The 21,403-nt window shown below is 62.3% G+C and carries 15 protein-coding genes; 3 read left to right on the forward strand and 12 right to left on the reverse strand.

Annotated elements, in window-relative coordinates:
• Position 1: 1 nt before the first annotated feature.
• A complete protein-coding gene (locus KGA89_RS11115) occupies positions 2-1,387 on the reverse strand; it encodes an iron-containing redox enzyme family protein (RefSeq protein WP_027913053.1) in 1,386 nt (461 codons plus the stop codon).
• Positions 1,388-1,788: 401 nt separating this feature from the next.
• Here KGA89_RS11115 and KGA89_RS11120 point away from each other — a divergent pair, with 401 nt between their 5' ends.
• Positions 1,789-3,126 carry a cation:proton antiporter gene (locus KGA89_RS11120; RefSeq protein WP_003201797.1) on the forward strand — a complete coding sequence of 446 codons (1,338 nt, stop codon included), beginning with the start codon at positions 1,789-1,791 and terminating at the stop codon, positions 3,124-3,126.
• Positions 3,127-3,138: 12 nt separating this feature from the next.
• Here the strand turns inward: KGA89_RS11120 and KGA89_RS11125 are convergent, their stop codons facing one another.
• The gene (locus KGA89_RS11125) at positions 3,139-3,675 is read right to left on the reverse strand and encodes a hypothetical protein (protein ID WP_003201795.1); all 537 of its coding nucleotides are present in this window, start codon (positions 3,673-3,675) and stop codon (positions 3,139-3,141) included.
• 153 nt (positions 3,676-3,828) lie between these two features.
• Here KGA89_RS11125 and KGA89_RS11130 point away from each other — a divergent pair, with 153 nt between their 5' ends.
• Positions 3,829-4,059: a hypothetical protein gene (locus KGA89_RS11130; RefSeq protein ID WP_003201793.1), complete on the forward strand. Its 231-nt coding sequence runs from the start codon at positions 3,829-3,831 to the stop codon at positions 4,057-4,059.
• A 43-nt stretch (positions 4,060-4,102) separates the two neighbouring features.
• Here the strand turns inward: KGA89_RS11130 and KGA89_RS11135 are convergent, their stop codons facing one another.
• The 3 genes from KGA89_RS11135 to KGA89_RS11145 form a co-directional block, all read right to left on the reverse strand.
• The gene (locus KGA89_RS11135; RefSeq protein ID WP_223471550.1) at positions 4,103-6,031 is read right to left on the reverse strand and encodes a PAS domain-containing sensor histidine kinase; all 1,929 of its coding nucleotides are present in this window, start codon (positions 6,029-6,031) and stop codon (positions 4,103-4,105) included.
• A gap of 147 nt (positions 6,032-6,178) precedes the next feature.
• The gene (locus tag KGA89_RS11140) at positions 6,179-8,509 is read right to left on the reverse strand and encodes an ATP-dependent DNA helicase (RefSeq protein ID WP_223471551.1); all 2,331 of its coding nucleotides are present in this window, start codon (positions 8,507-8,509) and stop codon (positions 6,179-6,181) included.
• Entirely contained in the window at positions 8,506-10,236 is a 1,731-nt protein-coding gene (locus tag KGA89_RS11145; RefSeq protein ID WP_223471552.1) for a VRR-NUC domain-containing protein, read from the reverse strand. The genes KGA89_RS11140 and KGA89_RS11145 overlap by 4 nt, the downstream gene beginning before the upstream one ends.
• A 220-nt stretch (positions 10,237-10,456) precedes the next feature.
• Between KGA89_RS11145 and KGA89_RS11150 the strand changes: the two genes are divergently transcribed.
• Entirely contained in the window at positions 10,457-10,681 is a 225-nt protein-coding gene (locus tag KGA89_RS11150) for a YgdI/YgdR family lipoprotein (protein ID WP_003201785.1), read from the forward strand.
• A 129-nt stretch (positions 10,682-10,810) separates the two neighbouring features.
• Here KGA89_RS11150 and KGA89_RS11155 read toward each other — a convergent pair whose 3' ends face one another.
• From KGA89_RS11155 to KGA89_RS11185, 7 genes are all read right to left on the reverse strand, one after another.
• Positions 10,811-12,664 (reverse strand): polyurethanase, encoded by a 1,854-nt coding sequence (locus KGA89_RS11155; RefSeq protein ID WP_223471553.1) that lies wholly within the window; start codon positions 12,662-12,664, stop codon positions 10,811-10,813.
• A gap of 63 nt (positions 12,665-12,727) precedes the next feature.
• Positions 12,728-15,817, reverse strand: a complete 3,090-nt coding sequence (locus KGA89_RS11160; RefSeq protein WP_223471554.1) for an autotransporter serine protease — start codon at positions 15,815-15,817, stop codon at positions 12,728-12,730.
• 187 nt (positions 15,818-16,004) lie between these two features.
• On the reverse strand, positions 16,005-17,354 hold the full coding sequence (locus tag KGA89_RS11165; RefSeq protein ID WP_223471555.1) for a TolC family outer membrane protein: 1,350 nt from the start codon (positions 17,352-17,354) through the stop codon (positions 16,005-16,007).
• A 14-nt stretch (positions 17,355-17,368) separates the two neighbouring features.
• Positions 17,369-18,703 carry an HlyD family type I secretion periplasmic adaptor subunit gene (locus KGA89_RS11170; RefSeq protein WP_223471556.1) on the reverse strand — a complete coding sequence of 445 codons (1,335 nt, stop codon included), beginning with the start codon at positions 18,701-18,703 and terminating at the stop codon, positions 17,369-17,371.
• A complete protein-coding gene (locus tag KGA89_RS11175; RefSeq protein WP_223471557.1) occupies positions 18,700-20,499 on the reverse strand; it encodes a type I secretion system permease/ATPase in 1,800 nt (599 codons plus the stop codon). Before KGA89_RS11175 ends, KGA89_RS11170 begins: the two co-directional genes overlap by 4 nt.
• A gap of 139 nt (positions 20,500-20,638) precedes the next feature.
• The gene (locus KGA89_RS11180) at positions 20,639-21,076 is read right to left on the reverse strand and encodes an AprI/Inh family metalloprotease inhibitor (RefSeq protein WP_371916703.1); all 438 of its coding nucleotides are present in this window, start codon (positions 21,074-21,076) and stop codon (positions 20,639-20,641) included.
• A 55-nt stretch (positions 21,077-21,131) separates the two neighbouring features.
• Positions 21,132-21,403 (reverse strand): M10 family metallopeptidase C-terminal domain-containing protein (locus KGA89_RS11185; protein WP_223471558.1); only part of this gene is annotated, 272 nt, incomplete at its 5' end.

Consider the following 21,403-nt stretch of genomic DNA (forward strand, 5'->3'; position numbering starts at 1 on the left):
CCTAGCGAAGTGCGGATTTGAGTTCGATGAAGCGGCGAGTCGCCAACAGCCCCGCCGGATGGCTATGACGCCGAGCACAGAGCCAGGGCATCAGGACCTGCATCTGCTCGTTGGGCGCCCGGCCTTGCAGTGCCTGTTGCAAGCTTTGTACATCGGGATCATCCATCGGTGTCGTTGGCTCGCAAGCCGCAACCGGACCGCGCCGGACGCCGGACCTTGTGCCCTCGTCCAGCCAGTCACCGGCTATCCAATCGTGCAGCAGCTGTTTTTCGTAAGGGCTGAACACCCCGAACATGGCTGCGCCAGCCCCGTTGATCAGCTTCCAGAAGCGGCTGTTCTGCGGGTCTTCATGGCGTTTGATCCAGCCTTTGTTCTGCATTGCCGCCAAGAACCCTTCCAACTGGCCTGGCGCCGAGAGCCACTGGTTGACGGTCTTGCCTTCGAACTTGCAGTAATCGGAATGCATGTGCTGGCCGAACGGGCGTTTGCGTTCAAGCATGTCCAGCACTTCGCGATCCAGGTCGAACGAGCCGATGATGTCCCGGCTGCCCTGCCCCAGGTCATTGAGGCGATAGCCCAACGTGACCCGGTGCCAGAAAGCGTCACGGTCGGCTTCCATCGGCATCAGCTGCAGCAGCGCTTGCACGGCCTTATGGGCGTGGCCGGTGCTGGCGTTGTCGATGGTGACATGAAGGGTGAAATAGTACGGATCGATGTCCAGTTCGCTCAGCTCATAGGCGCTGATCAGCAGATGCAGGGGCAATTGCTCATAGCCCAGGTTGTAGCCGATGACCTCTGGCAGGTATTCGTCGCTGGCGTAACCCAAGGCGAGCTGCACGGCGCCTTGCAGATAAAGGTCGTCATCGATGTCCGGGGCATCCGACAGGTCGTGTTCGGCGAGCAACTTGCGATAGAGCACCACATGGTTCTGCGCGGGATGACCGTCCCCCAGTTCTTCCAGGTAGGTGCACAGCAACCCTTCGAAACGGTGGTCGTGCCAGTGCTTGACCACGCCATACAGCCAGGCACCGTCCACCCGTTTGGTCGGTGCCACCGCCTGCAGGAAGTACAGGGCGTGGGCCTTGCCGCTGAAGAACTCGCGCGCGCCGCCATTTTTGCGCCGCTCCAGGTAGTCAGCGTATTGCCGGGCCACGCCGGCACTGTGCTGCTCGACCCAGGCCTGCAGCGCCGTGGGGTCATCGGGCATCTCCTGGGGAAGCGCCGCAGCCTTTGCGATGCATTCCTGGAGGAACGCTTGGGCGACGGCTTGCTTGTCAGCGTCGTCGGGGCCCTGGAACAGTTGTTCATAACATTGGCGCACGTGCCCGTCAGGCGTAACGGGGTGCACGGTAGCCGGCCGGGATTGAAGGGGTGTCAGCGCAGTCATAAGGGCCTCTTGGGTTCTCGGCGGACGCTGAATCAACACGTCTCTTCTGTTGCAGAGCGCCGGCAACGACGAAAAATTCCGTTGGGTTGAAAGGCCGGCGGATAAACGGGTTGTCCGTTCACGAGGGGAACCCTCGTTTCGCTCCAGCCCTCGAATGAGGACAAGTGCGCCAATACCAGCAAGTGAACACCCTTGTGGCGAGGGGTTTTATCTGTGGGAGCAAGGCTTGCCCGCGATAAAAACAACGCGGTCTCTCTGGAACCGAGGCGCCTGCATCGCGAGCAAGCTTTGCTCCCACAGCGGGGCGGTGCGACGTTTCGCTAAATCCCCTCGCCACAGTATTGTGCTTGGCGGTCGTACAGGGTGTTGCGACTGACTCCCTTGCTATCCAAGGAGCAACGATGACTTTCACGGTATGGGTAGCGGTGCTCGGTGCGGTGTTGCTGACCCTGGCCCTGACCTCCTCCTATCTGCGCTGGATGCCGGTCACCACCTCGGCGATGTGCCTGGTGCTGGGCGTCGCCATCGGGCCGATGGGATTGGACGTGCTGAAGCTGGACATCAGCGACTCCTCGGTCTGGATGGAGCACCTCACGGAAGTCGCGGTGGTGTTTTCGTTGTTCGTCAGCGGCCTCAAGTTGCGTTTGCCCCTCAACAACCGTGCCTGGCGCGTGGCCTTTGGGCTGGCCGGGCCGGTGATGATCCTGTGCATCGCCGGCCTGTGCCTGGCATTGCATTATCTGTTCGGGCTCAGTTGGGGCGTGTCGATGCTGATCGGCGCGATGCTGGCACCTACCGATCCGGTGCTGGCGGCGCTGGTGCAGGTCAACGACGCGCGGGATGACGACCGGGTGCGTTTCGGCCTGTCGGGCGAAGCGGGACTGAATGACGGGACGGCGTTTCCCTTTGTGATCTTCGGCCTGTTGATGCTGCGCGACGACGGCAGCGGTTTTCTCGGTGAGTGGCTGCTGCGTAACGTCCTGTGGGCGGTGCCGGCCGGTTTGCTGGTCGGCTACTGGATGGGCCGCGGGATTGGCAAGCTGACCTTGTCGATGCGCATCAAGAATGCCGACAGCACGCTGTCGCCCAATGACTACCTGGCCCTGGCGCTGATTGCCTTGGCCTACGTCGTGGCCGAATGGATCCAGGGCTACGGCTTTCTCTCAGTGTTCGCCGCCGGCCTGGGGCTGCGCCAGGCCGAGGTCAAGTCCACCGATGAAGCGGCGCCGCCGGCAGAGCACTTGGTGCAACCGGTGGTGGGCCACGAAACCGTCGATCCCCAGCAGGCTGTCCTGGGCGATACCGAGTCGCTGGACGATGGTCAATTGGCCGCTGGGGTCATGATGAGCGACATGCTCGCATTCGGCAGCCTGGTGGAGCGATCGATGGAAGTGTTCCTGGTCACCCTGCTCGGCGTCGTGCTGGCCAACCATTGGGACTGGCGGGCCTTGGCGATCGGTGCCCTGCTGTTTGCCGTCATCCGCCCGCTAAGCGTCCTGGCGATGCCCTGGGGGCGATTGCTCGACGGACCGCAGCGGCTGCTGATCGGCTGGTTTGGCATCCGCGGGATCGGCAGCCTGTTTTATCTGTTTTTTGCCTTGAACCATGACCTGCAGCCGGAGGTGGCGCAACTGTGCATCAACCTCACCCTGTCGGTGGTGGCGTTGAGCATTCTGGTCCATGGTGTCACGACCCAACCGACCCTGGCATGGTATGAGCGCCGCAAGCATTCGGGCTGAGACGAGCGTGTCTCAACCGCCAGGATCGCCCATCTGGATATAGACCGAATACACCCCCAGCAACACCCAGAAGGTGGCGAAGATCCATGGCGTACGCACCGAGAACAGCAGCGACTTGCGGTAGCCTTTGTGCGTCGATTCCCGCTCGCTGAACAGCGGCGACTCGTCGTAGGCCAGGCCCATCAAGGGTTCGGCGCGCAATAACTCGCTCTGTTTGAAATGCCAATGATCGATGATCTCGTAGGCCGCCTTGATGCCCGGCCAGGCATTGAGTGAGCTCAAGAAGCCCAGCAAGGCCAGGAATGGCGGCACGATCAGCGTGAACAACTTGCCCCATTCCGGGTTCAAGTTGGCCATGCATGAGGCAAAGGCGATCACCAGGAAAGATTGCGCGGCGAGGTAAGCATCGGTTCGGTTGGCCAGAATGCTGGTCTCGTACTGGATCTCCCGGCGATAGAAATCCAGTCGTTCCTTGGGCGAGCCGAACAGTTTGGCGTTGTGTTCCGTCAGTTCTTCTTCCGGGGTTGGCCCGGTGAGTATTCTGGGCATTGCGCAGGCTGAGCCTCGATGATGATTCGGACTCATTAGAAGAACCCGGCACACGGCAAGTTCAAGCCAATGGACCGCAGGGGCATCAAGCGCCCGAGGAAACACTCCCTGACCGCCAAGGTCTCTAGTTCATATGGGCAAGAGGACGCTTGTGTGGATTATCTTGGATGGGTGCAATGGCCAGCGATGCTCGTCACGGTGCTGGCCGCCTGGTTGATCGGCTCACGTCAACCGCGACGCCGGGTGGCGGGATTCAGTTGTTTTATTGCCAGCAATATTCTGTGGGTGATCTGGGGGCTTCATACCCACGCGTATGCATTGATCGTGTTGCAGTTTTGCCTGTGTGCGATGAATTTGCGTGGGTTCAAGAAGAATACCGAATAGGCGGCTGCTCCCTCACCAAAGGAGGCGGACGTTGCGCTCCTGGCTATTTCATCGTCTGCCCAATGATCTGCACCAGGTCAATCTGCTTGAACGGCTTGATCAACCGAGGCAATTGCGTGGCGAAACCTTCCAGGCGTTCGGCATAACCGGTGGCCAGGATGATGGGCAAGGTCGGTTGGCGGTCGCGCAACAGTTTCGCCAGCTGCGCACCGTCCATCTGCGGCATGGCCATGTCGGTGATCACCAGGTCGATGTCCGGGTTGCGCTCATGCAACTCCAGCGCCTGGGCGCCCGAGGCTGCGCAAAGGACCCGGTGCCCGAGGTCTTCGATCAGCAGGCGCGTGCTGGTCAGCACCAGGCTGTCATCATCGACCACCAGCACTTTCAACTCGTCGACCGGCTGTGTTGCTTCCTGGATCGACGCTTTACCCGGTGCCGGGTTGTTCGCCACCGGTAGCCACAACTGCGCGGTGGTACCGACACCTTTCTGGCTCCTGAGCGTCAGACGTCCCCCCAACTGCTCCGCCAGGCCATGCACCATGGACAACCCCAGGCCCGTGCCCTTGCCAACGCCCTTGGTGGTGAAAAACGGGTCCACGGCCGAGGCCAGCGTGGCTTCATCCATGCCCTCGCCTTCATCGGTAATCGCCAGGCAAATGTAGCGCCCGGGAGCCATCGGCTTGTCCGGGGCCGCATCACACCCTTGCCGCTCATCGGCAGTAATCATGAGCTGGCCGCCATGGGGCATGGCGTCCCGGGCGTTGGTCGCCAGGTTGAGAATCGCCAGTTCCAGTTGGTTGACATCGGCCAGCACCGGCGACAGCGCCTCGGCGAAACGGGTCTGGATGTGTATCGACGGGCCCAGGGAGCTTTGCAGCAGGCCGCTGATACCCTGCACCAGGGCCGACAGCTCGACCGATTCGTAGGTCAGTTTTTGCCGGCGGGCAAACGCCAGCATGCGCTGGGTCAGCGAAACCCCGCGCAGCGCGCCCTGGGTCGCGTTGTCCAGCAATTGAGTGAGTTTCGGCTCGTTGGGCATGCGCTTGCGCACGATCTCCAGGTTGCCAAGGATGACCGTCAACAGGTTGTTGAAATCATGGGCGATGCCGCCGGTGAGCTGGCCGATGGCTTGCAGTTTCTGGGATTGGAACAGCGCCTCGCGGGCCTGTTCGAGGGCCTGCTGGGCCTGGGTGGCATCGGTAATGTCGCGGGTGATCTTGGCAAAGCCCAACAGCATGCCGGTGTCGCTGCGAATCGCATCGATGACGACGTGGGCCATGAAGCGCGTGCCATCCTTGCGCATGCGCCAGCCCTTCTTCTCGAAACGCCCTTCGCTGGCGGCGATGCTCAACGCGCGCTGCGGTTCGCCGGTATCGCGATCTTCGGGGGTGTAGAACATCGAGAAATGCTGGCCGATGGCTTCGGCCGGTAGGTAACCCTTGATCCGCTGCGCCCCCAGGTTCCAGTTGGTGACCTGGCCTTGCGGGTCGAGCATGTAGATGGCGTAATCGGTGACGCTTTGCACCAGCAGGCGGAACTGCTGCTCGCTTTGCTTGAGGGTTTCCTCGGCCATCTTGCGATCGGTCAGGTCGCGGGTGATCTTGGCGAAACCAAGCAAGGTGCCGCTCTGGCTGTCGATGATCGGATCGATCACCACATGGGACCAGAACAGCGTACCGTCCTTGCGCACCCGCCAACCCTCACCTTCAAAGCGCCCCTCCTGCACAGCCGTGTCCAGCGCCCGTTGCGGCAGGCCGGCGGCGCGGTCCTGATCGGTGTAGAAACGGGAAAAATGCTGGCCCAGGATCTCGGATTCCTCGTAGCCCTTGAAACGCCTGGCGCCAGAGTTCCAGCTGGTGATGATGCCCGATGGGTCGGTCATGTAGATGGCGTAGTCGACCACAGCGTCGATGAGCAGCCGAAAGCGCTGTTCCTCGTTCATGAGTGGGGTCTTGGGGTCGTTCTCAAGCATCTGGCCGGGGCATCCGTGTGGACTTTTGCGGAGTATGGAACAAGTCTGGCGCCAGGAAAAATTATTCCCAGGCTATTCACAAACCCCAGCCCTGGGGGGGGCCTGTGGGAGCGAGCTTGCTCGCGATGGCGGTGTTTCAGCCAGCCTTCATGTCACTGACAGACCGCTATCGCGAGCAAGCTCGCTCCCACAGGTGGCGGGGTGTGTTTCCTGAGTGACAGACCACCAACGCGGCAATAAGTGCTGCACCCTGGCCTCGCCAAACCGGTCATCGATCAGCAATACCACCCCGCGATCCTGCTGGGTGCGGATTACGCGGCCGGCCGCCTGCACGACTTTTTGCAGGCCGGGATACAAGTAGGTGTAGTCGTAGCCATCGCCAAAGATCGCGGCCATGCGTTGTTTTATCTGCTCATTGACCGGGTTGAACTGCGCCAGCCCCAAGGTGGCGATGAACGCGCCGATCAAGCGTGAACCCGGCAAATCGATGCCCTCGCCGAACGCGCCACCCAGCACCGCAAAGCCAATGCCTTGGCTGTGCTCCATGAACCGCTCGAGAAACGCCTGCCGGGGGGCTTCGCCCATGCCGCGCGATTGCGTCCAAAGCGCAATTTGCGGGTACCGCTCGGCAAACAGCCCAGCCACTTGCTGCAAGTAATCGAAGCTGCTGAAAAAAGCCAGGTAGTTGCCCGGGCGCTCACGGAACTGGCGAGCCATCAACGCGGCAATGGGCTCCAGGGACGCCTGGCGGTGGGCAAAACGGGTGGAAATGCGGCTGACAACCTGCACGTCCAGTTGTTCGGCCTTGAACGGCGATTCCACGTCGATCCATACCGTGTCGCCCGGCGTCCCCAACAAATCTGCGTAGTAGTGCCGGGGGCTCAAGGTCGCGGAAAACAGCACCGTGCTGCGGGCCGCCGTCAGCCTGGGCCGCAGGAATGCGGCCGGCACCACGTTGCGCAGGCACAGCGTAGACAGGCTGCGCTGGCGGCCAAGTTCGCGCTTGTGGATGTCGAACAGAAAGTGCTCGTCGAAGGTTTCCGCCACCCGGCCAAACTGCAACGCGTCGAAGTAAAACGCCTGCAATCCGCTGTCCAGGCCCTGGGGATGATCGTTGAGGTAATCGCCGATAGCCGTCGTGCAGTTGGCCAGGGCCTGGAGCAGTTTTTCCGGCAGTTTTTCATAAGCCTGATAGGCCGCCACCTGGGGCGCATGCAAGGCGTTCCACTGGCGATTGACCCTATCGAGGGATTTCTTCAGCGGTTCGGGGGCGGTTTTGCGCACGCTGGTCAGCGTGGCCTGGTCGAGGGTCGCGCTGTACATCTGCCGCCCGCGCTCCACCAGGTTATGGGCTTCATCCACCAAGGTCGCGACAGTCCAGCCGTTGGCCTGGGCCAGGCCGAAGAGCAACGCGCTGAAGTCGAAGTAATAGTTGTAGTCGGCCACCACCACGTCGGCCCAGCGGGCCATTTCCTGGCTGAGGTAATACGGGCAGACCTCATGGGCCAGCGCGATCTCGCGCAACGCCGCCTGGTCGAGCAACGTGACCTGGCTCGCTGCTGCCCGGGCGCCCGGCAAGCGGTCGTAGAAACCACGGGCCAGCGGGCAGGATTCGCCATGGCAGGCCTTGTCCGGGTGTTCGCAGGCCTTGTCCCGGGCGATCATTTCCAGCACCCGCAATGGCATTGACGACGCGCCGTGGGTGATCACGCGCGCCGCATCCAGGGCCAGCTTGCGCCCTGGGGTTTTCGCCGTGAGGAAGTACACCTTGTCCAGTTGCTGCGGCGCCAAAGCCTTGAGCACTGGGAACAAGGTACCGACGGTCTTGCCGATGCCCGTGGGCGCCTGGGCCATCAGGCAGCGGCCGGTGCTGACGGCCTTGAACACCGATTCGGCCAGGTGCCGTTGCCCCGGCCTGAAACCGGCATGGGGAAATACCAGCGATTGCGCGCCGAGGTTGCGCGCCTGTCGATGGGCCATTTCCTGTTCGGCCCAGGCCAGGAACAACGCGCATTGCGCTTCGAAGAAGGCTTGCAGCTGTGTCGCCTCGAAACGTTGGGTGATGCAGGTTTCCTTTTCGCTGACGATGTCGAAGTACACCAGAGCCACGTCGATGTGCGGCAATTGCAGTTTCTGGCACATCAACCCGCCATAGATTTTCGCCTGGGCCCAATGCAGCTGGCGATGATTGGCTGGCTGCTTGGCCAGGTCACCCCGGTAGGTCTTCACTTCTTCAAGGCATTGGCGAACGGGGTCGTAGCCATCGGCCCGGCCTTTGACTGTCAGTGTCTGGTAATGACCTTCGAGGGCCACTTCAGCCTGATAACCCTCGCTGCGCCGCGAGGCTACGGTGCGATGGCCGGCGATGCCTTCCAGGGCCGTGGGCGACGGCGTGAAGCGCAGATCAAGGTCACCCACCTTGGCGGTGAACTCACACAATGCCCGCACGGCGATGCTGTAGCTGGGTGCCGGGTTCATGCGGCCCCATCGCGAGCAAGCTCGCTCCCACAGGTGATCTGTGGTGACTCATCCCATGTGGGAGCGAGCTCGCTCGCGACGGCTGACTCTGCCCACTGCACATAACAAACGGCAACGGGCATCTGGTGTTCATGGCAGAACTCCAGCCAGCGCAACTGGTTGTCTTGCAGCCGATCGCCAGGGCCTTTGACTTCGATCATGCGGTAGGTCTTGTGCTGCGGCCAGAACTGGATCAGGTCCGGCATGCCGGCGCGATTGGCCTTGATGTCCAGCAGCAGACGGTCAAACCAGTGCTTGAGATGCGCGGCCGGCAGGCAATCGAGGGCTTGCTCCAGCAAGGGCTCGGACAGCGCGCCCCAGAATACGAAAGGCGACTGCACGCCCCACTTTTCGGCATAGCGACGGCCGATGGTCTGCCGATAGCGGCCATCGTCCAACTCTGCCAGGCAAGCTGCGAACAGCTCGGCGCGACGGGCATGGAAATCTTCGTTGAGCAGGTCCACCGGCCCGCGTTGGAACGGGTGGAAAAACGCGCCCGGCAACGGCGCGAAGATCGCCGGCCAGCACAGCAGGCCGAACAGCGAATTGATCAGGCTGTTCTCGACGTAATGCACTGGCGCGGTTTCGTCGTGCAGGTGGGCCTGGACGTGGTACTCCACCGACAAGGTCGGATCGACGCGCGGCAGTTGCAGTTCCAGGCGCTCCACTTCCCGGGCCAGGCTCCGTGGCACCGGCGGCCCGCCCAACTTGCGCCGAAGACGGGGCACGATCCGCAGCAAGGCCTGGGTTTCGGCGGCACTTTGCGGTGCCTGCATCGCCACCTCGCCCAGTTCAAGGGCCAGGGCGTATTCGCCGATGCGTTCCAGCACCCGGACCATCCGCAACCGCGCCCCCGGGTAAGCGCAATCGCGATAGATGCCCAAGGCCAAGGCGAAGTCACCGATGCGTTCGCCGTGCTGGCCAATCTGGAACAACAACTTGCCTCGGCGCCGCTCCAGCCACGGATTGTCCAGGGACAGCTCGTTGACCTGGGCGACGATCTCTTCCAGGGACTCGCCAGCTTCGAAGCGCTGCTGGCAGTCGTGCAGGAACAGGCAGGCATCGACGTCCTCGCGGCTGCGCAACCCCCGTGACTCGGCACTGAACTCGACGGTTTCGTAGGTGAAGATGCCCAGGTCCGACAGGACGAATTCCGACCAATCCTGGTAAAGGTTGCCGAAAAACATCAACCGCAGCCGGTCACACAGATTCATGATCGTCAGGCTGTACAGCCTGTCGTCCAGCTGCGGGCACCAGGCACGGAACGGCTGGGACTGGTTGAGGCGCTCGTCCAAGGCCTGGAGCCATTCGGTCTTTTTCGCCTTGGGCTGTTCGATCAGGTGACCCAGGCACAGGAGGATTTCCGGCTTGAGCAGCACCTCGAACAGTTCGGCAAGCCCGATGGGGGCCTCTTTCTCGACCCAACCCAGCGCCAGCAGTGGCGCGACCGCGGCGCCGATGTCGCCAATTTCCGGGTAGTGCAGCTTGCTATGGCGAAACCGAAGCCCCTTGCGCATCACCATCCGCACCAGCAAGCCCTGGGCACCACGCGGCAGCGCGGCGAAGTGCTCGATGAAACGCTGCTCGTCAGTGCTGAGCACATCGGCATAACGCTGCGTCAACCAAGCGAGCACCTGCTGGAAGTTGTTCAGGTAGTAAAACGGATCGTCGAGGGAACGGACTGCCACGGAAAGAACGCCAAGGATATCGGATACTGGTTATGCATACAGATAACAGCTGTAAACCAGCCAGGCAACAGCAAAAGATGAACGGTCTCCTATATTTAAGGTGAAATCCTTCAGCCAGCGATGAACTTTCCTACGGCAAGCGAGACCAATGGCGGTTGACTAACGTGATGGCGCGGTCGAATCAGCTGCTCCGTGTCCTTTTGATTGAGAGGTTATGGTTATGAACATCAGGTTTCTGGGCCTGCCCATGGTTGCCGTGGCATTTCTGGCTCTGGCTGGCTGCGCGTCGCCAACCGTGGTGACCTTGCAGAACGGTACCCAGTATTTGACCAAGGACACCCCCAATACCCGCACCGCTGACGGTTTCTACGAGTTCGAGGATATTTCCGGCAGGAAAGTCCGGGTCCGCGCCGATGATGTGGCCACCATTCGCAAGGAAGACTGATTAACCCGTGACTGGCCTGCTGCATCGCCATCGCGAGCAGGCTCGCTCCCACAAAGGCTCGGTGGTGAACACAAATCCAGTACACACCTGTGACCCACTGTGGGAGCGAGCCTGCTCGCGGTGGCGATATCAGGCGAACACGATCCCTTCGCCCCCCACCTGACCGAGACCTACGCCCACCAGGGTCACGGAACTGTCGCCGACCTTGAGCAGCGTGTCATTGCCCACTTGTGACAGGTACTGGCTGTAGTCATGACCTGCCCCGGCACCTGGTACGCCGAGGAAAACCAGCTTGTCCTCCGCGTCGTAGCCGCTGATCCGGTCCTGGCCGAAGGTGCCGTTGAAGAGGAAGGTGTCATTGCCGCCTCCCGCTTGCATCTGGTCATTGCCCGCACCACCGACGAAGGTGTCGTTACCCGCGCCGCCCACCAGCACATCGTTGCCGTCCTGGCCGAACAGCCAGTCCCCCTTCGCTCCCGCCACCAGAGTGTCGTTGGCTGCGCTGCCCTTGATCGAAGAGGCATACGCCGTCAGGTTGGCACCGGCCACCAGGCCATTGGCGGTGACACTGTGGCTCACTTCATCCTTGAGCAGCCCCCAGAACAACCCGGACTCCTTACTGACCAACGTGCCGATGTCGCGGGTGATGCTGATCGCGCCATGGGCGTCGCGCATATACAGCGTCCCGGCCCCATCGTGGGCGAAACTGAAATCCTTCACCGACTGCTGCAGTTGCAGGCTGTTGCTGCCCTGCCCGCCCAGGATCACGTTGTAGCCACCGCCATCGCGAAAGGTGTCGTTGCCGGCGCGGCCTTCCAGGTAGTCGTTGCCCTGGCCGCCCTGGATCAGGTCATTGCTGTCGCTGCCGATGATGAACGTGCTGCCGGTGTGGGTTTCAGCATTGCGGTTGAGGTCTTGCACCCAGGTATTGGCGCGCGCAGGGTCCGAGAGGTTGGCGACGATGATGGTGGAGTCTTTTTCGGTGAGGTCGTAGAACACCGAGCCCATGATCCGGCCCATGCCATCGCCATAGCCGGTAGGCAGATGGGAAATCCAGGTGGGGATGTTGAGAATGGAAAACGGCAACACGTTCCATGCAGTCGAAGCGTAGTGGTCGTTGAAGCTGACGATGTTGTTGGTGGCCGATTCCTGTTGCCCATCGTGCACACCCACCGACGCGAGGTTGAACGTCGAGCCGTCCAGGGCGCGGAACACCGGATCGTTCTCGTAACCGATGTTCAAGACCTTGTCGGTACTGCTCTGGGTTGGCGAGGCGTAGGCGATGTAGTTGGCACTGGAGTAGAACCCTGACCATTTGCTCGCGCTCAAGTCCGCCAGGCTGTTGACCGCCAGCCCACCCAGGCTGTGGCCGCTGACCAGCACGTCGTTGCCCGTCAGGCCATGGGCCTGGGCAAACTTCGCGACGTCCCCCAGCAGGTTGCCAAAGGCTTCGCCGACGTAGTTCTTCGCATAATCCTTGGGCCCCAGCGCGGCCATCAGGTCGTTGATCACGTCGCCGATGGAATCGCCAATCAGGTTTTCCCGAGGGCCACTGGTGCCGCGAAACGACACGCCGATTTCCTGCAAGTGACCCTCTGCGTCGTACTTGCCGAGGATCTCTACCTGCGCGGTGGTGTAGCCGGCCTTTTCACCAAAAAACGTCCCGCGGCCATCCACCTTGCCGGCGTAACCCAGTTGATCGGCGCTGATGGGCGTCCAGCCGGCCTTCTGTACCGCCTCCAGGGCCAGTTTTTCCGAGTCGGGATTCCACGGCACGCCGGGAATCACCCCTTGGGAATCGGTGCCGCCCAGCAGCGCAGTCACCAGGGTCGCCGGCAGGCCGGCACCGAAGCCGTTGTGCTGGTAACCGGCGGCAAAGCCGTTGTCGAGGTTGTGGTAGGAATACAGCATGATCGCCATTGCGTCGCTGACCAGTGCCTTGGACTCGGTAGTGCCGAGGTTCTTGTAGTCGTAGATACCCATGGTTGTTGCTCTCTTTTGTTGTTGGAATGCGGGAACCGGGTGGCAAGACTTCCTTGCTCCTGGTCAGAACTGCCAATCCAGCGTCAAGCCCACGCCATGGGATTTATCCCGGGAGCCGAGCAGGCCGTTGTAATCGAGGTTGACCCGCACATCCTTGGCGACCGCGAGTCCGGCACGGGCGCCGATCACAGCAGCGTTGCGGTCCATGGACACGCTCTGCACCGCGAAAGTGCTGCTGTCGGCAAATGCCAGATCCTGTTCGGACGTGGTGCTGCTCAGGTTGTGCTGCCAGCCGAGGGAGCCGGACAGCTGCAGTTGTTGTTTATCCGACAGGGCCAGGGTGTGGCTGGCCCGCACGCCCAGGGTCGAGAGCACGGCATCGCGATGGTCGTCGCCAGCGTGCAGGGCTGCGTTGTCGCCTTTCTCATGGAAGCTGTCGCTGTCCAGGTGCACATAGGCCAGGTTGGCAAACGGCTCCAGGGCGACCGGTTGCAAGTCGAGGCGATACGCCGCTTCGGTGAAGAGCTGGGCGGTCCGGGCATCGCGCTTGGTTTTCTCTCGGCCGCTGACGTCACCCCATTGCAGGTCCCGCTTGACGTCGATGCGATGCCAGCTGTGGGCGCCGCCGACGGTCAGGCGCAGCGCGTCGATCTCATGTCCCAGATAGACGCCCAGGTGATAGCTGTCGGCCTTGGCCGAAGAGTGGGTGCCGTCGCCCATGCTCAACGAACTGTCGCTGTAGCCGGTGACGAAGCCCAGTCGCGTCTGGTCGCTGATCAGGCCGTCGACACCGGCCAGCAGCCCGCCGATGGAGCTGGTCGTACTGGCGTGATCATGTCCACCATCGTTCTTGCCCCAAGCGCCCAGCACCTTGAACCAGGCATTGCTGCTGGCATCGGTCGGCATACCGGCGTCGTACAGTGCGTCCTGGCGCAGGCGATCCCCCACGGCGTCGCGCAATTGACGGCTGTCGTTGATCAGCAGCGTGCCAATGGCCGGATGGATTTCACCAGACAGTTGCTGGAATGCCTGTTGCGCCACGGCGGCGCTGGCCGAAAGCAGCACGGCTTCGTAGAGTCCGTTGCCCGCGCCCAATTGTTCGGCGGCCGAGGCGACGGAACGCTGGTTAGGCGTCAGGCCGAGGCTGGCAAATGACGCGTCGTTACGCTCGACCGCCAGTTGAATGCCACTGGCGCTGTACGCCAGGTCGCCCCCCAGAAACGCATAGTTGGGCAAGACTTCAGCGAAGCGCCCGTCAATACCATCGACGGCCTGCAAGATATTGAACTGCCTGCCCAGCAGGCTTTTCACGTCGCCGGCCGTCAGCAGCGTCGGGTTGTTTTCCAGGGACAGCGACACCGTCGCCCCGTCAATGGAGGCCTTGCCGCCGGCCACGATCAGGTCGCTGGAAGTGGGCGAGACTTCCACCGCGTAGTTCGAACCGGACTGGAACGTCACGTCGCCGGCCACTTGCAACGTGCCGATGGAGTTACCGGGCGCCACGCTGCCGCCGTGGTTGGCGGTCAGGCTGGCGATGCGCCCGTTGCCACCGAGGATGCCGCCGTCATTGACGGTAACGGCCGACGCCAGCGAGCCATTGACTGCCAGTCGTCCTTGATTGACCAGGGTTGGTCCCCTGTAGGTGTTTGCGCCGGTGAGCACCAGGGTGCCGATGCCCTCCTTGGTCAGCCCGCCGTGACCGGCGATGTCGTTGCGCCAAACGTCCAGGCCGCATTGGATGCCACTGCACACTCGCTCCGTGGATTTGCCGGCATCGATGATCGCGCCAATGCCCGGCAGGTCCACCACGAACTGACCGGAGCCGTAGGCGCCCTCGATGCGAAATTCCTCGGGAATGTCCTGCTCGGTCACCAGCATCGATGGACCGTCGATGGCCTTGCCCAGGTTGATCATGCCCCAGCCGTACAACGCATCGACGCCCGGCGCGCCCATGTCGGTAGCGGTGGTGCGCAGCACGCTGGCGACCTGGGCGCCGGTCATGTACGGGAAACGCTCCATCAACACCGCCACGCTGCCGGCAACATGGGGCGCGGCCATGGAGGTGCCGCTCTTGTTGGCGTAGCCGACGGTCAGGTCGTCGGCACTGGTGCCGCCAATCACGGCGCTGTAGACCCGTGTGCCCGGGGCCGACACACAGAAACTGGCGGTGTAGCCGCAGCGCGACGAGAAGGTGCTGATGGTGTACGGATCGGCGCTGGCGGTGTCGGGGTTGATTTGCAGCGCCGCCACGGTGAGCCAGTTCGGCGCGATGTCCGGCACGAAATACGCCAGGCCCGCGATGGCGTCGGGGTTATTGAGGTTGTAGTCGTTGCCGGCGGCGAAGATCGTCACGATCCCGCTGCGGGCCGCGGCGATGGCGCCCTCGTAGGCGCCGCCGGGCTTGGTGCCCAGCAGCGGCTTGATCTGATCGAATTGCAGTTGCGCGTCCTGCACGGTGAAGTGCGGGAACGCCGGATCGCGGCCGCCCAGGTCGAAACGATCGGTGATGCCGATGCCCCAGCTGTTGTTGATGATGCGTGCGCCGCTGGCGATCAACGCGTCCCAACCCGCCTTGTACACCGCGCCATCGTTGCCCAGGATGATGCCATCCTCGGGGCCCGGGTCGCCGTTGTCGGCGCTGATGATCTGCGCATTGTACGCCACACCGTGCATCGGGCTGCCATCGCGACTGCCGGCAGCTATCCCGCCGACATGGGTGCCGTGGGAACCCAGCTTGCCATCGGAGCCCACAGTGGGTGAACCGTCGTAGCGGAACGCATCACCGGCCTTCACCGGGATGTAGGGGTCGGTGTACTCACGGATGCCGCTGGTGACCAGCGTCACGACTTTGCCGGTGCCGGAGAACTCTGGGTGCGCCGCGTAGACCGGCTGGTCGAAGATCCCCAGCTTGACGCCCTTGCCGGTATACCCGGCGGCGTAGGCCTGTTGCGCGTTGATGGCTCCCAGCCCCCATTCGGCGTTGAATTCGCTGCTGCGCCAGCTGTCCGGGTTGCCCGCCCTGCCGCTCTCGACATAAGGCGCCGCCTGGGCCGTGCCCAAGGTCGCCAGGGCGCAGAGCACGGCGCGGTTGAGGGCCCTGAGCAGAAACACGTGGCCCGTCTGTCCGGGCTGTTTTTTGTTATCGACTTTCATCACGAACCATCCTTAGTAGCGTTTTATGAATTGCTGAAAATACCTTCTGTGGCGAGGGGATTTATCTGTGGGAGCAAGGCTTGCCCGCGATAAAAACAACGCGGTATCTCTGGAACCGAGGCGCCTGCATCGCGAGCAAGCTTTGCTCCCACAGATAAATCCCCTCGCCACAAAGACAAAGCGCCGATCATTGAATTGGCGCCCGGGACACAAACGCCTCATCCACCTTCGCCAGGTCCTGCGGGCCGAGGGTGCCGGCGTAGTAATGCAGCTTGGTCCAGGCCATGAGGTAGTCGTAACGGGCCTGGGCCAGGTCGCGGCGGGTGGTGTAGAGCTGTTGCTCGGCATTGAGTGCGTCGAGGTTGACCCGCTCGCCGCCAAGGATGCTTTGCCGGGTCGAGACCACCAGTGCTTCAGCGGAGCTCAGGGCCTTCTGATAAGCGCGCAGTTTGTTCACCCCGGACACGCAGGCGCTGAACTGGCGGCGCAATTCGATCAGCGTCTCGCGGGTCTTGGCATCCAGCTCGTATTCGGCCTGTTCCATATTGCGGCTGGCCTGGCGGGTCGACGCCGAGACCCCGCCACCGGCGTACAGCGGCACACTGACTTCCAGGCCGATGGTGTTGGTGTCGTAGCGCTGGTTGTAGGTGTTGCCACTTTCCGATTCGTTCTGGCGCATCGTCGCGTAGGCGCTGACCTTGGGCAGGTGCCCGGCGCGGTTGCGCTCCACCTCGAAACGCGCCACGTCCACCGCTTGGCGCTGGGACGCCAGGTTGGGGTTATTGCTCACCGCCAACTCGTGCCAGGTGTCGAAACTGGCCGGCTGCAAGGCAAAGGTCTGGAAGGTGTCGTGCAGCGGCGCCAGGTCGCCGATATCCAGGGCCGGGACGCCAATCAGCGAGCCCAGCTCACGCAAGGCGGCGTCCTGCTCATCGCGCGCCTCGATCTCTTCGGCGATTGCCAATTCATAGCGCGCCTGCGCCTCGAGGATGTCGGTGCGCGTACCTTCGCCCTGGCGAAACAGATGCTCGTTCTGGTGGAATTGCTGCTCGAACGCCTTTTTCTTGGCCAGGGCAATGTCAATCTGGTCCTGGGCGAACAGCGCCTGGGTGTAATAACTCAGCACCCGCACCAACAACTCCTGGCTCTTGCCACGAAAACTTTCGTCGGCGAACAGCGCCTGGGCCACGCCTTTTCGGTAGGCCGCGTACGCCTCGTAGTCCAGCAGCGGTTGTTGCAGTGTCAGGCTGGAGCCGTAGCTGCTGTAGTTGCGATCGTCATGCTGACTGGCGCCGTGATCGTTGAGGTACGTGACCTTGGATTGGTTGCGACCTTTGTTGTAGCTGTAGCCCAGGTGCGGCAACAGCCCGGCGCGGCCAATGGCGCGATTTTCCAGGCCCGCATCGCGCTCCTTGATCGCGCCCAGGTAGACCGGGTCATTGCGCAGGGCCTGCTCGTAGAACTCGAAGGGCCCCATGGCCCAGGCGTTGTTGCACACGGAAACGGCCAGCACGGCCAGCCAATAGAAACGCTTCATACCGCCGGACATCCTTATTCTTCGGTCAACGCAGAGCCGGCTCGGTCGAGCAGCGGTTTGAACAGGTAGTTGAGCAACGAGCGCTCGCCCGTGCGCACGAACATCTCGGCCGGCATGCCGGGCTTGATCACCAGGCCGTTGAGCTTGTCCATCGCCACGTCGCTGACGCTGCTGCGTAGGACGTAATACGGCGCGCCGGTCTTCTCATCGAGCATCTGGTCGGCGGAAATCAAACTGACGTCCCCCGGCACCCTTGGCGTGCGGTTCTGGTTGAAGGCGGTAAACAGGATGTCCACCGGCAAATGCGGGCCGACCTTGTCGATCAGGTGCACCGGCAAATGCCCTTCCACCTCCAACCGCGTGCCTTGGGGGACGATTTCCAACAAGGTGTCGCCCTGGCGCACCACCGCGCCCTCGGTATGCACCCCCAGGTTGACGGCGATGCCATCGGCGGTGGCGAGGATTTCGCTGTGTTGCAGCTCGAAGCCGGCGGATTTCAATTGCTGTTGCAGGGTTTCGCTCTTGAGCTGGACATCGGCCAATTGGCTGCGCACCTCTTTCTGGTATTCCTCGTGATGCTGCTGCAGCTTCAGGCGCGACTCGACGATCCCCTGCTCCACTCGCCCGCTTTCGCCGCTGTTCTGCGCGAGTTCCTGCTGCACTTGCGACAGTTGGCGTTGATAGTCCAGCAATCGGTTGCGCGGGATGTAGCCGTTGTCGGCCAAGGGTTGCAGGTTGCCCAGTTGCAGGCGCAGGGATTCGGCTTGGGCGGTCAGGTCGCTGCGGGCCCGACGCATGCCCGCCAATTGCGCCGCCGCACCCTCGATGTTGGCGCGCAACGCAGCCTGCTCCCGGGCGAAGGCTTCGCGGCGGCTGCTGAACAGTTGCCGCTGGCCTTCAAGCACAAGGGCCAGGCGTGGGTCGGGATCGCGACTCAGCTCAGCCGGGAAACTCACCTGCAACAGGTTGTCTCGCTCGCTTTGCCAGCGCGCCAGGCTCGCCCAGGTCATCCGGTACTGCGCCTGCAGCGATTGCACGTCGGCGGCGGCCTGGGTCTGGTCCAGGCGGAACAGCGGCTGACCCTGCTTCACCACTTCGCCTTCGCGCACCAGGATCCGGCTGACCACACCGCTGCTCATCGATTGCACCGCCTTGCGCTTGCCTGAAACCACCACGGTGCCTTGCACGGGGATGCCCTGGTCCAGCGGCGCCAGGCTGGCCCAGGTAAAAAAACTGCCCGCGCCAACAAGCGCCAGCGCCCAGCCCATGCGGGTGAAGAAGCGGGCGTCGCGCTCCGGGTGCTCAACGTCCTGAGAATGTTCGAGATTCATGTCGAGTTCCTTGCTCATGTGCCACCCGGTTTGCTGGCAGCCTGGTACTGGCGACTCATGCTCAGTCCGTTGGGGGCCGTCTGGGGACTGTTCGGCGGTGAGCTGCGCGGCGCGTTGTCCTGTTGGCCCGACTGGCCGGAAAGCGCCCGCAACACTTGCTGGCTTGGGCCGAAGGCTTGTAGCCGGCCTTCGTCGAGCACCAGCAACTTGTCGGCCTGGGCCAGTGCCGAGGAACGATGAGTGACCAGCACGACACTGGTGCCCTGGGTCTTCATCTGCGCGATGGCACTGGCGAGCGCCGCTTCGCCAACCGTGTCGAGGTTGGAGTTGGGTTCGTCGAGCACCACCAGGCTCGGCCGGTCGTACATCGCCCGGGCCAGCGCAACCCGTTGTTTCTGCCCGCCGGACAAACCACCGCCGTCCTCCCCCAGCACCGTGTCATAGCCCTGGGGCAGGCGCAGGATCAACTCATGGACCCCGGCCTGCTGCGCGGCGGCAACGACTTTTTGCGGATCGGCTTGGCGAAACCGGGAGATGTTCTCGGCAATATTGCCGCTGAACAGCTCGATGTCCTGGGGCAGATAGCCGATGTGCGGGCCGAGTTGCTCGCGATTCCAGCGATGAATGTCGGCCCCGTCGAGGCGCACCGTACCCGCGAAGGTCGGCCACACACCCACCAGGACTCGGGCCAGGGTGGACTTGCCGGAGCCGGACGCCCCCAGCACGCCGAGCACTTCCCCGGCAGCCAAGCTGAAGCTGACCTGCTGCAGCGTCGCGTTGCGTTGCCCTGGTGGCCCTCCGCTCACTTGCTCGAAGCTCACCTGGCCCTTGGGTGCTGGCAGCGTCATGCCGTCATCCTGGGGCGCAAATGCCTGCAACAGCGCGTCGAGACGCCGATAAGCCAGCTTGGCGCCGCTCCACTGCTTCCACACGGCGATCAACTGGTCGATGGGGCTCAATACCCGTCCCATCAGGATCGAGCCGGCAATCATCATCCCGGCGGTCATGTCGCCCTTGATCACCAGCAGTGCGCCCAAGCCCAACACCAGCGATTGCAGGCACAGGCGCAGGGTCTTGCTCAGGGAGCTGATGACCGCGCCGGTGTCGCTGGCCTGGTTCTGCAAGCCGAGAAACCGTGAGTGCACGGTGAACCAGCGGCTGCGCAGCGCTCCGAGCATGCCCATGGCCTGGATCGTCTCGGCGTTGTGCAAATGGCTGGTAGCCAGTTGAGTGGATTGTTGCGAGTAGACGCTGGCCTGCCCCAAGGCTCTTTTGGTCATGGCCTCGTTCAGACAGGCCAGGCCGATCAGCAGCAGCGTGCCGATGGAGGCAAACACGCCGAGCCACACGTTGAACAGGTAGATCACCAGCAGATAGATGGGAAACCACGGCGCGTCGAAGAAAGCGAACAGCGCCGGCCCGGTGAGGAATTGGCGAATATGCGTGAGGTCGCCCAGGGATTGCCCGGCGTTGCCTTCACCCTGGCGCAGATTGCGCTCGAACGCGGCCTTGTACACCTGGAGATTGAAGCGTCTCTCCAACTGGCTGCCGATGCGGATGACCACGAAGCTGCGGACCATCTCCAGCAGCCCGATGAATACGAAGAAGCCGACGACCATCAATGACAACATCGCCAGCGTGGTCTCGTTCTGTGATGACAACCCGCGGTCATACACTTGGAGCATATAAATCGAAGGTGCGAGCATCAGGACATTAATCAGCGCGGTAAAACATCCAACACTGATCAGAATATTTTTATAATCGCCCAGCGCTTTAAACAGCGGCGCCGCGGCAACGCTCCTTACCCTATTCATGATCTTCCTTGCAGTTGGCTTGCCCGCGAACGGGCCCGTTATTCAACTTACCAATCTTTGTTTTTCAATTCGGTCCACACCGAAACGCACGCCTGTTTGAACAAACGCACTTAGATCGAGGCTCAACTGTACTCACTCGTTAATGAGCACTCTGGGATTTATTCCGCTCAAGCCTGAGTATCAAACCGGACTTCAAGGTCATTTGATAATGATCTCCCTGACGCAGCCCCAAGTGAGTCCTGGAGTCTTGTTTGCCGATCAGGGAAAGTCCGTCGGGTTCGGTGAACCAACGAACCGGTTCATCCCCCAACCATTGGCCCAGGCAATCGGTTTGCCCGCCCAGGGTCTGGTCCACCTTGAGTTCGACGAGGCAACTGTTGGACGGTTTGTCCTGCATCGCCTGGGTTTGCGCATTGTCCTGCGGGCTCGACAAGACAGCCTGCCACTGACCGGCCAACTGCGAGGGTTCTGCTAACAACAGACTGCGCGCCATGGCGACTTCTCCACAAAACATCATCAGCGTAGCGAGCAACCCGGCGGTTGCCTGAACGCTACTGGGCATGAATTTTCTACGCATTTTTTTCATCCTGGCCGGCGTCCCGCAGGGGCAGCCGCCCCCGCGGGACTGGACATCAGGCCACGATATCCGAGACCGCTGCCTGGCCAACGGTGCTGACCAGGAAGTCAGCCACGCCGTGCCCGGAGAAGTCCACCGACAGCAGGCTGTTGCCAGCCGATGTCGCCAACACCGCATCGCCCGCCGCCCCGGTGAACGCGCTCACGAAGTGCAGGCCCGCGCCCTTGGTGATACCGGTCAGGTCGATCTTGTCCAGGCCGCTGACGAAATCGAGGATCTGGTCCGTCGCTCCCGGCCGCGAATCGGAACTGGCGGCGAACACAAATG

Origin of the sequence: Pseudomonas sp. A-RE-22, from assembly GCF_019956035.1 — a bacterium.
In the GTDB taxonomy this organism is placed as follows: Bacteria; Pseudomonadota; Gammaproteobacteria; order Pseudomonadales; family Pseudomonadaceae; genus Aquipseudomonas; species Aquipseudomonas brassicacearum.